Origin of the sequence: Exiguobacterium sp. s80 (assembly GCF_018618725.1) — a bacterium.
Classification (GTDB): Bacteria; Bacillota; Bacilli; order Exiguobacteriales; family Exiguobacteriaceae; genus Exiguobacterium_A; species Exiguobacterium_A oxidotolerans.
Genome location: NZ_JACSMP010000004.1, coordinates 89,376 through 102,366 on the forward strand (window position 1 = coordinate 89,376; position 12,991 = coordinate 102,366).

Annotated in this window: 9 protein-coding genes; 6 read left to right on the forward strand and 3 right to left on the reverse strand. The window is 47.2% G+C overall.

Annotation, left to right across the window (positions count from 1 at the left end; all coding sequences use genetic code 11):
• Positions 1 to 75: 75 nt before the first annotated feature.
• The 4 genes from KNP94_RS09600 to KNP94_RS09615 all read left to right on the forward strand — a co-directional run bounded on the left by KNP94_RS09600 (position 76) and on the right by KNP94_RS09615 (position 8,396).
• Positions 76 to 2,712 carry a valine--tRNA ligase gene (locus KNP94_RS09600; protein WP_215115608.1) on the forward strand — a complete coding sequence of 879 codons (2,637 nt, stop codon included), beginning with the start codon at positions 76 to 78 and terminating at the stop codon, positions 2,710 to 2,712.
• A gap of 56 nt (positions 2,713 to 2,768) precedes the next feature.
• Positions 2,769 to 4,019 (forward strand): bifunctional folylpolyglutamate synthase/dihydrofolate synthase, encoded by a 1,251-nt coding sequence (locus tag KNP94_RS09605; RefSeq protein WP_088837550.1) that lies wholly within the window; start codon positions 2,769 to 2,771, stop codon positions 4,017 to 4,019.
• A gap of 73 nt (positions 4,020 to 4,092) precedes the next feature.
• Positions 4,093 to 7,689: a DUF5057 domain-containing protein gene (locus KNP94_RS09610; protein WP_214768690.1), complete on the forward strand. Its 3,597-nt coding sequence runs from the start codon at positions 4,093 to 4,095 to the stop codon at positions 7,687 to 7,689.
• A 17-nt stretch (positions 7,690 to 7,706) separates the two neighbouring features.
• Positions 7,707 to 8,396 (forward strand): ankyrin repeat domain-containing protein, encoded by a 690-nt coding sequence (locus KNP94_RS09615; protein ID WP_214766497.1) that lies wholly within the window; start codon positions 7,707 to 7,709, stop codon positions 8,394 to 8,396.
• A 42-nt stretch (positions 8,397 to 8,438) separates the two neighbouring features.
• Here the strand turns inward: KNP94_RS09615 and KNP94_RS09620 are convergent, their stop codons facing one another.
• Genes KNP94_RS09620 through KNP94_RS09630 form a run of 3 tightly spaced genes read right to left on the reverse strand, consistent with a single transcriptional unit; the run spans position 8,439 to position 11,132 of the window.
• The gene (locus KNP94_RS09620) at positions 8,439 to 10,010 is read right to left on the reverse strand and encodes a type II secretion system protein (protein WP_214766495.1); all 1,572 of its coding nucleotides are present in this window, start codon (positions 10,008 to 10,010) and stop codon (positions 8,439 to 8,441) included.
• Positions 10,011 to 10,027: 17 nt separating this feature from the next.
• The gene (locus tag KNP94_RS09625; protein WP_088837546.1) at positions 10,028 to 10,645 is read right to left on the reverse strand and encodes a PilW family protein; all 618 of its coding nucleotides are present in this window, start codon (positions 10,643 to 10,645) and stop codon (positions 10,028 to 10,030) included.
• Positions 10,608 to 11,132 carry a type IV pilus modification PilV family protein gene (locus tag KNP94_RS09630; RefSeq protein WP_088837545.1) on the reverse strand — a complete coding sequence of 175 codons (525 nt, stop codon included), beginning with the start codon at positions 11,130 to 11,132 and terminating at the stop codon, positions 10,608 to 10,610. Before KNP94_RS09630 ends, KNP94_RS09625 begins: the two co-directional genes overlap by 38 nt.
• 173 nt (positions 11,133 to 11,305) lie before the next feature.
• Between KNP94_RS09630 and KNP94_RS09635 the strand changes: the two genes are divergently transcribed.
• Together KNP94_RS09635 and KNP94_RS09640 are read left to right on the forward strand one after the other, a co-directional pair.
• On the forward strand, positions 11,306 to 12,640 hold the full coding sequence (locus KNP94_RS09635) for a VanW family protein (protein ID WP_251132624.1): 1,335 nt from the start codon (positions 11,306 to 11,308) through the stop codon (positions 12,638 to 12,640).
• A gap of 25 nt (positions 12,641 to 12,665) precedes the next feature.
• Positions 12,666 to 12,983: a hypothetical protein gene (locus tag KNP94_RS09640; RefSeq protein ID WP_214766493.1), complete on the forward strand. Its 318-nt coding sequence runs from the start codon at positions 12,666 to 12,668 to the stop codon at positions 12,981 to 12,983.
• Positions 12,984 to 12,991: the final 8 nt, after the last annotated feature.

The following is a 12,991-nucleotide window of genomic DNA, read 5'->3' on the forward strand; positions in this document are numbered from 1 at the left end:
AGAGCAACGGCTTCTTTCGTCCTTAGATGAGGACGAGAGTAGCCGTTTTTATTATGGATAAAAGGAGCGATTTAGATGCAGGAATTATCAATGCCGACGAAATATGATCCGCAGGCGACGGAAGAAAAATGGTACGATTTTTGGTTGGAAGGGGAATATTTCAAAGCCGATCAAGATCCGGAGAAAGCACCGTACACGATCGTCATCCCCCCACCGAACGTGACAGGGAAACTACACCTCGGTCATGCTTGGGATACGACACTGCAAGACATGCTGACACGAATGAAACGGATGCAAGGGTTCGACGTCCTGTATTTGCCGGGAATGGACCACGCGGGAATCGCGACGCAAGCGAAAGTCGAACAAAAATTGCGGGCAGAAGGACAATCGCGCTTAGAAATGGGACGTGAGAAGTTCCTCGAACAATCATGGGCATGGAAAGAAGAATATGCGTCGACGATTCGTGCGCAATGGGCGAAACTCGGACTTGGTCTGGATTACTCACGCGAGCGCTTTACGCTCGATGAAGGGTTATCTGAAGCGGTCCAGGAAGTATTCGTTAAGCTGTATGAAAAAGACTTGATTTACCGTGGCGAATACATCGTCAACTGGGACCCGGCGACGAAAACAGCGATTTCCGATATCGAAGTCATTTATAAAGATATCGAAGGTGCGTTCTACCACCTCAGCTATCCGTTGACGGACGGAACAGGTCACGTTGAACTCGCGACGACGCGCCCGGAGACGATGCTTGGGGATACGGCAATCGCCGTCAATCCGAAAGATGAGCGTTACGCTCACCTCGTCGGTAAAACGATCACGCTCCCGATCGTCGAACGAGAAATTCCGATCGTCGCTGACGAATATGTCGATATGGAATTTGGAACAGGGGTCGTTAAAATCACGCCAGCGCATGACCCGAATGACTTTGAAGTCGGGAACCGCCATGACTTACCACGTGTCCTCGTCATGAACGAAGACGGAACGATGAACGAAAACGCCGGTAAATACGAGGGTATGGATCGCTTCGACTGCCGCAAACAAATTGTCGAAGATTTGAAAGCCTCGGGCGTCTTGATTAAAGTCGAACCGCACCTGCACTCGGTTGGTCACTCGGAACGGTCGGATGCAGTCGTTGAACCGTACTTGTCGCTGCAATGGTTCGTCAAGATGGAGCCACTCGCTGAAAAAGCACTTGCTGAACAACAGGGCGAGGATAAAATCAACTTCGTCCCACAACGGTTCGAAAACACCTACGTCCGCTGGATGGAGAATATCCGTGACTGGTGTGTCAGCCGTCAACTCTGGTGGGGACACCGTATTCCAGCCTGGTATCATAAAGAAACAGGTGAAGTGTTCGTTGGGAAAGAAGCACCTGCCGACATCGAAAACTGGGAGCAGGACAACGATGTCCTCGATACGTGGTTCTCGTCAGCGCTCTGGCCGTTCTCGACGATGGGTTGGCCGAATACGGATGCTGCGGACTACCAAAAATACTTCCCGACGTCGACACTCGTTACGGGGTACGACATCATCGCCTTCTGGGTATCGCGGATGATTTTCCAATCGTATGAATTCACAGGCGAACGTCCATTCAACGATGTGTTGATTCACGGTCTGATTCGTGACTCGGACGGACGGAAGATGTCGAAATCACTCGGGAACGGAATCGATCCAATGGACGTCATCGAAAAATATGGTGCCGATTCACTCCGTTGGTTCTTAACGACAGGTTCGACGCCAGGAAACGACCTACGTTTCTATTGGGAAAAAATCGAAGCGACATGGAACTTCTCGAATAAATTGTGGAACGCAAGCCGTTTCGCACTGATGAACATGGATGGTCTGACGTATGAAGAAATCAATCTGACGGGCGAAAAATCATTAGCCGATCAGTGGATTTTGACACGTCTGAACACGACGATTGCTGATGTGACACGATTATCCGATAAGTATGAGTTCGGTGAAGCCGGTCGAGTCCTCTACCACTTCATCTGGGAAGATTTCTGTAACTGGTACATCGAGATGGCGAAGTTACCGCTGAACGGTGAAGATGAGGCCGCTAAATTGACGACGCGTTCGATTCTTGCGTACACGCTCGACCAAATCATGCGTCTGATGCACCCGTTCATGCCGTTCATCACGGAAGAGATTTGGCAACACTTGCCGCATCAAGGGGAAACGATCACGCGTGCGGCTTGGCCGACACGTAATGAGACACTCGACTTCCCGCAAGCAGTTCCTGCGTTTGAAGCTGTCCAAAATGTTATCCGGTCGGTCCGGAACATTCGTGCCGAAGTGAACGCACCGATGTCAAAACAAATCCAGTTGATGATTTCGACGAGTGACGACCAAGTACAGCATGACTTAGAGACGAACGTCTCGTACTTGAAGAAGTTTACGAATGCTTCCGAATTACTTGTCGAACGCAGCATGGCGGCACCGGAAAAAGCACTCAGTGCCATCGTGACCGGCGCAGAATTGTTCATTCCGTTGGCTGACTTAATCAACATCGAAGAAGAAATCGCCCGCTTGAACAAAGAACTCGTCAAGTATACGAAGGAAGTCGAACGGGTCGAGAAAAAACTCAACAACCCAGGTTTCGTCGGAAAAGCACCGGCACATGTCATCGAAGAAGAACAAGCAAAAGCACAGGATTATAACGAAAAACGTGCGGCAGTCGAAGCGCGGATCAACGAACTATCTCAATAATTTCAACAGTGGCTCAAGTTTCCTTGAGCCACTTTTTTTAAAGGAGCGGGGACAGAGTGGAGACGAGAGAAGACGTATTAGAGTGGTTGTCACGGTTACTGGCATTCGGTATCAAACCGGGACTAAGTCGGATGGAAGCGTTACTAGAAGAACTAAAGATTGATCCGGATGCTGTTCCGACGATCCATGTCGCGGGGACGAACGGGAAAGGGTCGACCGTCGCCTTCTTACGGGAGATGGGAATGGCGGAAGGGTTACACATCGGGACGTTTACATCCCCATACATCATTCAGTTCGAGGAACGGATCATGCTGAACGGAGTGCCGATTGCTGAAGCGGATCTCGTTAAGGCAGCAAATGCAGTGAAGCAAGCGATGACCGAGCTTGAGCCGACGATTGGTACAGTGACGGAATTTGAAGCGTTGACGGCACTTGCTTTCTATCATTTCAATCAAGTTCGGCCAGACTTCGTCATTTACGAGGTCGGACTCGGAGGGCTTTATGACTCGACGAACGTACTGAAGCAACCGATTGCTGCCATCATCACCTCGATTGGTCACGATCATCAAGCGATTCTCGGAGATACGCTCCAAGAGATTGCCCTTCAAAAGTTCGGCATCATCAAACGGGGAACATCGGTCATTGCCGGGAAACTGCAAGAGGAATTGACGGTCCCGTTGATGGCCTATTGTGGCGACCGGGCAGCGACGTTGAAGTGGAGTCAGGAAGCCATCGTCTCGTACCGACTGAATGCGACCGGAACATGGGCGACGTATGAAGGAATTCCCGAAACACGACTTGGACTCGAAGGGCACCATCAAGTCGAAAATGCAGCGAACGCCGTCATCTGTGCAAAGAAACTCGGTTGGTCGAAGACGGCAATTCGTCGTGGTCTCCGAAACGCCAAACATCCGGGACGGTTTGAGACGATTTCGCGCGAGCCGCGCATCATCTTAGACGGGGCTCATAATCCGGAAGGTGTTAAAGCGCTCGTCGACCGTCTAAAACAGGAAACAATGCCAATCGTCATCCTTTGCTCCATCCTGCGGGATAAAGATCGCCTTGCGATGATTAAACAATTTCAGGAAGTGACACCAACGATTATGGAGACGACGTTTGATTTTCCGCGAGCCCGGTCGCTAGAAGAACTGACTGCGGATGGGGCAAATGTCATAGAACTCGATTCGTTTCTCGCTGAATACGAAGGAACAAATCAAACACTCATCGTAACAGGATCTCTTTACTTCATCAGTGTCGTTCGTGAAAAAATACTGCGACAACGTTTTACAAAAAAGGGAAAACGCTAAAAGTCCTTGTATACTAAGGTTGGGGTAATATAGTCCTATATTTTATGATCTTACGACGAGGAGACGATGGAAGATGAAACGGTGGTTACGTCTGTTTTTAGTCAGTGTACTGATCTTTACGAGTTTTAGTTATATACAGGAACCACATACGAAGGCTGCTGCGGCAGATAAGTTGAAAATTCTTGAAATCCGGGATGCATGGTCGACGACGAACCGGATTGATCCAAATACGACAATCACCTCATTGCTCAACGGGCTCGATTCGACCCGCTATGAGATTGAAATGATGACGGTCAAAGAATTGAACGCTTCTCGTTTTCCGTTAGATGGTGCGTTTGATGCTGTTGTCTTTGATCCATCCGTCTTCACAGGAACCGACCGTTATTCAATGACAATCTCGGATACGAAGAAAGCACATAATACGAGTAAGATTGAGAACGACATCACGAAGTTAAAAGGAAATGAAATCGTCAGTGCCTTCGTCAATAAAGGGCTGCCGGTTTTTCTACATCAAGATGTCTTGACACATACGTCAAGCAATTTTAATGCCATCTTTAAAGATCTTAAATCAAATGCATTGATGCGATATACGGATATTCAGACAGTCATGACGAAGTTAAAGACTCAAAAGGTCATCCGTCCGCGGCTAGAAGGTGTTTCCGTCAAACAAAACGGTGTGTCATTAACAGGAATCGATAAAGGGAAGTCAGCTGTTCCGAACGTTCCAATCGACTTCATGTACACGACGACGCTCGAGAACACGAATCAGTTAGCGCAACTGTATATCGACTTTGATAGCAATGACCAATTTGAAGAGTCGGAAAAGGTTGATGAGAAGCCGGCTACCAAAACGGGGGCATTGAGCTATAATTTCGATGCCCCGAGTTACACGGGACCGCGGAACTGGATGATCCGTGTGTCGAGTAGCGACGGACTGACCGACTACAAAACAGGTAGTTTCTTAATGAAGGACCAAGTCGCAGAAGCAAAAATCTTACAGGTGACGCGCAGTGGATCGACGGGTTCAATCAATGGCTTCATGAACACCGGTACGTTATTGAAAGAAACCGGGTACTATGATTTTAACGTCGAAGTCATTACGGCAGATACATTTAACAGTACGTACGCATCACGAAACTTAAATACGACGTACGACATGTTAATCTTTGGATTTCAAGATTCGTACGGAGCGGCGTCGCTGAATGATGCGGCCTCGAATGCAATCCTTGATTTCACGAACACCGGGCAAGGACTGATGTTGTCCCACGATACGATTTTCCGTCCAAGTCAGTCAGCGAATCCGGAACTGTTCTGGGAAAAGAAATTTGCCGGACTTGCCGGACAAAAGAACTTCACGAACATGGGGTACGGAGCACAGCGGACGTCAGGGAAGGCGGTCAAACAAAATGACGGTGTCATGACGTCGTATCCGTTTACGTTAGCGGATGAAGTCTCAATCGCAACAACCCATGACCAATACTTTGGTCTTGATTTAGAACAACCCGATTTAATTCCGTGGTACAACATTCGGGAAAATAGTACGGCTGATTCGAATCAGTCAGCCGGACGCACAATCGGCGATGCCCGTAACCATTACTACATGTATACAAAAGGCAATGTGACGTATTCTGGTGCAGGACATACCTCGACGTTCAACCAACAACAGGAAAAAGAACTGTTCTCGAACACGATGTACCGCGCCTTTATCGGGGCGAATCATAAACCGCTCATTAAAAATATCCTGCCAGCCAATCAAGCGAGTTATTTAGACAATGAACCAATCACGGTATCTTATAAGGTTAATGACTATGACTTACGCGATCGGGAATTGAAGACACGAATCTACATCGACAATGAAAAAGTGTATGAAAATAATAAACTAAAAAACAATTCGTTTGTCAGCCAAAGCTTCGATGCTAAGTTGACAGGGAAAACAACCGCGACAATCCGGATCGAAGCAGAGGATCAACGGGGGGCGAAAACGATTGAGACACGTACCGTCCAAATCGTTCAGCCATCCGCTTCATCTCCGTTCACGTTATCACGGTCAATCGATCCGGCAACGATTCCGCAAGGGGAAACAGCAACGATTACGTATACGGTCAAAACAAGCCCGATGCTTCAAAAAGATGCAATCGGTAACAACGGCTACATCATGGGACAATTTTCAGTAACGATGGAAGATATTTTGTTTACAGAAAACTTCCCGAGTAATGTCGAAGTCGTCTCAGCAACAGGTCTTAACGGTGCGAAAATCGTCAATCAAACATTGACGGGGAATGTACCGGACATCGAATATGATGAAGCGATTGAAGGGCTCCACAAAGGATTATGGATTGCAAAGCCGTCGGAACTGACTTTTACCGTAAAAGTACGAGCGAAGGATGCGGCAGGTGTTCATGTCTTCGATGAAAAAGAGAATACAATTGTTTCAACGAAGACCATCTACCGTGATAAAAAAAATGGCGTCGATAAATCGACTTCACTTGCGAACGATGTTCAGTCGTTCCCGAGACTAGGATATGCCTTATCGACCCGCTTTGCGACGGAAGCTAAAATTCCAGCTGTCCGGATGGATATCAACACGCCGTCTTATAAGGTATTGCCAGAAATCAATCCGGCAGGTAGCCAGTACGGCACATTGAGATGGTCGATTGAAGATACGAGCATTGCGAAGATTAACGATCAAGGCATCATCGAACCGAAGAAAATCGGAACGACGGAAATTAAATTGATTGTCCCCGTCGCGAATGGACGTGAGTTAGTCGCGACTTCGAAGTTGACGATTAACGATGTCTTTGGTGGATTGATCGTCCGTGGTGTACCAAGCGAGTTATACGTCGGACAGACGAAAGCGATGACGGGCGAAGCAGCCATGTTGTCCGGGACGGATGCACCGATTAAATGGCTTGTCACGAACAACGATTTAGTCGAGGCTACCGGTCTGACAACAGATGAGTTATCGCTAACAGGAAAAAAACCAGGCACAATGACCGTTCAAGCCGTTGTTCCGGCATCGAGCGGCAGCACGACCTATTTAGCACAGTCGCAAATCTATACGATTGAAGTTAAATTACCGGAACTAGCCGTAACACCGAATAACCTAGAGTTATGGGTCAACACGACGCAAGATGTCACAGCGACCTTTACACCGAGTATTCGATTACCGTTCACCGTTTCGACGTCTAGTCCGGCGATCGAACTCATTCAAACGGCGGCTGGTTACACAGTCAAGGGAATAACGGGGACACCGGCTGGTCCAGTCGACGGCTTATTGAAACTTCGAGATTTTACAGCGACACAAGCCATCACGAAAATCATGGTACGTGAAAATCCAACTGATTTGACGGCGAACGATTTAACACTTTCCATGCAGGATGTTCAAAAGCAGCCTGTCTTGAACTGGTTACCCGTGACGGCGACAGAGCGTTTTTATCGGTTGGAAGTGCTTCAGGGAAAAGAGTATGTGAAGATTGATTCATCGGCACAAGCCTTAAAACCGATTCGCCCAGGTGTCGCACGTGTCAAAGTGACGGCATTAAAAGCAGATCAATCGGTCCTTGAAGTCATCAAAACCGGTGCGACGGAGAAACAACCGTTGACGGCGACCTTTAAAGTGACGATTTCTTCTGAAGGTTCGAGCACTTCACCAGATACGGATGTCTATTAAGTGACGGGGGAAATGACGTGAAGAAAAAGCAAATCATTAGCGTCGTTCTCCTGTTTCTAATCGGAATTGGAGCAGCGACCTACTTGTTGATCGAACAGCGAAACCAGCAAGCGTTTGAAAAGAGTATCGATACGTCAGATGTTAACGCATTTGCGTCAGCAGTCGAACACGTTTCTTTATCGACAAAAGACCGGAATCAGTACATTCAGCAGTTCCAAGAAGCACTCGACTATGACAAAGCACTCGTTTTGTTGGACGACACGAGTGTTAAAAATCAAGTTAACTGGTTTTATGTCGCCCGGTTCGGACCAGCTTCTGTAGTCAAGAAATGGCTTGCTACGGGGGCTTCCGTCGAGCAAACGAATGAGCAACAACAGACAGTCTTGCATGTTGCGACGAGCGTGAACCAACCTGCGGATGCTTATGCTTTACTGATTAAAGAAGCTACACGAAAAAATATCAATGCGCTCGATAAAGCCGGAAATTCGCCTCTCTACTATGCGACGGTCGATCAAAATGAGACTGTGATTAAGCAGTTACTGGCAGCAGGAGCAAATCCGAACGTCGGAAAGCATCAGCCGATTTATGAAGCAGTCAAACAAGACCGACAGGATATTTATCAGTTGTTGGTAAAACAAGGTGCAGAAGTCAAGAAGACCAAAGTCAAAAAGTTGGCACGAGCGTATGGTGCGACAACATTTCAATGAAAAAACCCCTCGACATCCATCAATGTCGAGGGGTTTTTAGCGTCAAGGAGTTGTTCGTTTCGGAGTCTCGACATACATTTTGACAGCCCGACTGAGTGGAAGCATCGACGTCGGATTTTTCAGGACACTCGCATCATATTTCAGGCGGAGACGAGATTGTACCGCGTCAGCAGATTTTTTCGTGTTCATCAAAGTGGTCAACGCGGTGACGTCTGCCGGGTAGTTCGCTTCCGGTAAGTCCAGCGTCCCGCGATACGCATTAACCTCAAGCTGTCCTTTTGTGAAGATACCGCCTTGTAAGTTCATCGTCGACCCGACTGAATAAATGCGATTCAAGGTAGGCGAATCACTGTAAAGAAAGGCATTCATGTCCGGTGCGGTTGTTTTAGGTGCGGAAAACTTATTGACACGATTGATCGTTAACGTTCCTTTGCTGAGTAAAATCAGAGTGTTTTGATTCGTTGAACTCGTGATGCCTTGAATGTTGGCATCATCTAACCGGCTTGAACCGGTCGAGAAGATGGTTGTCGCAAAACTGACGTTACCCCGAATCAATAAATCACCGAGGACGACGATTGGACGTTTAATCTCAAGCGGTTGCGTAATCGGATTGAGTGAAGAAATCGTCAAGTTGCCGTCGATGATTAACGGTTCGAGCGATTCTTTAACGATATCATCGGTAATCGTCACTGTATTTTGCTCAGTCGGAGCTGGGATGATGATTTGTTTCTTCGTACTCAATTCATTCAAGAATGGTCCTGTCAGCACCGATTTTTCAATTGATTGACTCTTTAAGTAGGTCGGAACGGAGGCGAGTGGTGTGTTACTTGGAATCGTTAAGAAATCATTCAGGGCAAATTCAAAATCGAACGGAACGAGCGTATCTTTCGTTGAAACAAGATCCGTTTTGGTGGTCGGATCAAAGACGGTCGCATCACATGGTAAAAAGTCTGTACATGTTAGAAGCGGTTGAGTTTGCGGCTGGAAAACACGAACTTGTCCATCAATGTATGGATGGGCCAGCTTATCTGTATAGTGGCCTATCTGACCGTTATAGATGAAGTTTGGCGTCGCAGAAACTTTGAGTGCTTCCCGCGAGAAGACGTTCCCTTCGATTCGTGGTGCTCCATTTAAGATGACTTGATTGTCGGACCCGAGCGTATAGTATAGAAAACTAGGAATCGCTGATAAATAGACCCGTTGAGTATAGGTCTTTTTGACCGTCGGTTGATCACCTTTCGTCTCTTCGACGTGAGCGGTCAAATCGAACGCTTTAACACGGACGTTCGAGGCGGCTTCATTTAACTGAACTTCAACAAGAGGAGCCGACGTCTTCAAGGGGAGTATGATTTTATTCGGGATATCTGCAAATAGCTCTTTTGAGGAACTGGTTGGATTCTCTTGACTGGTTTTTGCGACGAGTTGTTGGAGTGCTGCGATCGCTTGATCAAGCTCGTTTCGCGTCGCTGTATCGACTTCGATATTCGTTCCGCGAATTTCCGTCAATCGTGTCGATTGTAGGCTGACACCAATCGTCGCGATTGCTAAGACCGATAGGACGGTCAATGTCACGAGTACGAACAATAGCGTATAACCTTCTTCAGATTTTTTCATGGGTCGTCCTTTCTGAACTAAAATCCAATCGTACTATTCAAGGTCTGTGTTTCTTCATTATCCGTCGACTGAATTCGGAGCGTCATCGTCAAAATGCCATGGACGACGTATCTGCCCGGGTAGTCACCGGTCGTGATGTCGACGTACTCGGGACTTGAAATCGTAAAGGTCTTTTTGATTTCTGTTTGATCATTGATGTTTTCGAGTGCACCTTCGTAGATGAGTATGTTTTCGTCAAGTCGTTGTGTTGCGAATGTATAGGTGATTGGAGTTGATGTGACTTCATTTTGTTGTTCGACATTGGCGTTGAACGGAATGAAGCCGTCCGTTCGCTCGAGTAGACCGGAATCTAGGTTAAGGCTAGGCAATGTCTTTTTATAGAAAGACAGCTCATTCGCTGTTGTGATGCGAATGGCATCGAAGCCGGTGATTTCATTTAAAATGAGTCCGACCGAACTATCGGCTTCGCTTCTGAGCTCACTGATGATTCCCGTCGCCTGAAAACTCTTTGTACCGGAGATGAAGACGGTCAGGATGACTCCGCTGAAAATAGCAGCGATGACGATGGCAACGAGCAGTTCGACGAGGGAAAATCCGTCATTTTGTTGCGGGAAAACTTTGGTTGAGCGTCGCATTCGTAATCGATCCTTTCAATGATGTAATCGGTTCAGCTTGACCGTCGAGATAGACATAGACGTATAAATCGAGGAGGTTCGGGTTTTCGATTCCCTCGATTTTATGCGGGGTAACACTGATTTTTACATCGAATGGCATATTATTTATTTCCGCATCATTGAAGATTGAGTCACAAATAGCCGATACACCACATGACGGCGTGTTCGGCGTCGGTATTGTATAGCTACCATTCTGATATGGGGTGCCTTTCGTCTGTTCAAGAAGTGTATCGAATACGAAGGGGCCGTTCTCCGCTTCGACGGCTTCCCGTTCGATATAAGAAGCGGCATTTTTCGCCAGGTAATTCGCAAACGTCAATTCCGTGCTATCACGAGAAGCGGATAAGGATTGGGAAAAAATGCTGATGAGTGAAACTGAAATGATTGAAAGAATCGTGATACTGACTAATACTTCGATTAATGAAAAGCCTTGTTGCTTGTTTTGCATGGATTCACCTCGTATCTGACTCAATATGAATTATCTATTCAAAAATGAAAAACGGTATGTATTCACACATGATGAAAGTTATTGTCAGGATAGGACTTATGTTTCATCATAATATTCATTATAATGGAAATACTAGACACCTGAAATGGTTATTTCATAAGGAAAGGAAACAGATGATGATAAATCCTAAACGTTTTGCAGTACATACGCTTCTTTTAGTCCTCTTGATTGCCTTAATCTATGTTCCTTCGTTTGCGCTGATTTCGTTTACGGGACAAGCAAGCGTCAGTGAAAAGTTCTCTGAAAGTGCGCGGATTGCCTCTGTTCCGGTTAGTGGTATGACACGGGAAGAAGCAAAACCGAAAGTTCAAAAAGCCATCACGACCTGGTCGAACAAAACGCCATTGACGATTGGGGCGGGAGAAGAACTTGTTCCTGTTCCGACGACGCTCGTGACGTTTAAAGTGGATGAGGCCGTCGAAGCAGCTGCTTTAAAAAAGGGAGGCGACTTGGACATCACGCTTGACGAACCGGGCGTTGAAGCATTCCTCTCGACGCAACCGGTCGTATACACGCCGGAACAAACGACGGCATTTAAAGCATGGCTGACGAACATGGGACAACAACTCGAAGAGGGCAACTATGATCCGGCTGTCTCGACAACATCTCCATCAACGGAAGAAGTCGTTTCCTCGGTGTCCTTTACAACACGTTCAGTCGCCGAAGAACAGATGGTTGAGGCGATGACGCAAGTCGATTTAAAAGCCGGACAGTTGATGAATACGAAGACATACGGAATGGACGGTGTGGCGGCTTCATATATCGGCAGTAAACTATATGAACTCTTCGCAAAAACACCGTTTGAAATCGTCGAGCGGATGCCGCACGATCAATTGCCGGATGGAATCACACTCGGCTACGATGTCCGAATTGATGAAAAAACAGATTTTGCCGTACGGAACACACAAGCAGTGAACTACCAGCTTGTCGCAACGAAAAACGGTAGTGACGTGACGCTTGAACTACGGGGAATGCCGTTCAAAGAAACGGTCACAGCAGTGCTTGAAGGTGAAAAATCAATTCCGTACCGGACGATCACCCGCTATTCAGCGACACTATCTGCTGGAACGACAAGTGATACACAGTCCGGATCGGAAGGGACATCGATTGAACTGTACCGTATCATCAAGTCGAACAAAGGCGAAGAGAAAATCCTGGTCGCACTTGATTTTTATGCCGCGACACCGGCAATCGTCACGAAGAGCAGTCAAGCGGAGCAAGCACCGGTCGTCACACCACCTGCTGAAGATCCACAGGACGGGACGACGGATCAAACCGATGCTGAGTCCGATACGACGGATCAAACGGACCCTGAGTCAGATGTGACAAGTCCAGACGAACCGGCAACTCCCGATACACCGACGTCACCGGATACACCAGATGCTCCGACAGAAGGCGATCCAGCTTCTCCCACCGAAAGTGATACAGCGGAACCAGCAGTCGGTTAAAAATCAATAGAAAATGAGGGATCCTATGAACTGGACAGATTTAGCAATTGAGCTCGGAATCATTATTGGTCTGGCGACGATTATTTGTGGCTTGATGTTTGCGGTTCAAATCCCATTCATCGCGACGGCACGTGCGAAAGTCATTCTCTCGGTGATGGCACTTGTACTAGTCTTAGCACTTTACATGCTCGTCAAATTCGATTGGATGGCGAATCCGTTCGTCATTGCGGGATACATCGTCACACTCTTAATCGTTACAGCGATTACGAGTACGATTGACGAAAAACAACAACAGCGACCGACAGTACTTGATGAAGAAGAAACATGGCACGCGGAAGGGTGACGAACTAA

What these genes read in the sequence shown, in the direction of transcription:
- KNP94_RS09600 (WP_215115608.1), top strand. Translation starts at nt 76, where the DNA reads ATGCAGGAATTATCAATGCCGACGAAATATGATCCGCAGGCGACGGAA.
- KNP94_RS09610 (WP_214768690.1), top strand. Translation starts at nt 4,093, where the DNA reads ATGAAACGGTGGTTACGTCTGTTTTTAGTCAGTGTACTGATCTTTACG.
- KNP94_RS09620 (WP_214766495.1), bottom strand. Translation starts at nt 10,010, where the DNA reads ATGAAAAAATCTGAAGAAGGTTATACGCTATTGTTCGTACTCGTGACA.
- KNP94_RS09625 (WP_088837546.1), bottom strand. Translation starts at nt 10,645, where the DNA reads ATGCGACGCTCAACCAAAGTTTTCCCGCAACAAAATGACGGATTTTCC.
- KNP94_RS09630 (WP_088837545.1), bottom strand. Translation starts at nt 11,132, where the DNA reads ATGCAAAACAAGCAACAAGGCTTTTCATTAATCGAAGTATTAGTCAGT.
- KNP94_RS09635 (WP_251132624.1), top strand. Translation starts at nt 11,306, where the DNA reads ATGATGATAAATCCTAAACGTTTTGCAGTACATACGCTTCTTTTAGTC.
- KNP94_RS09640 (WP_214766493.1), top strand. Translation starts at nt 12,666, where the DNA reads ATGAACTGGACAGATTTAGCAATTGAGCTCGGAATCATTATTGGTCTG.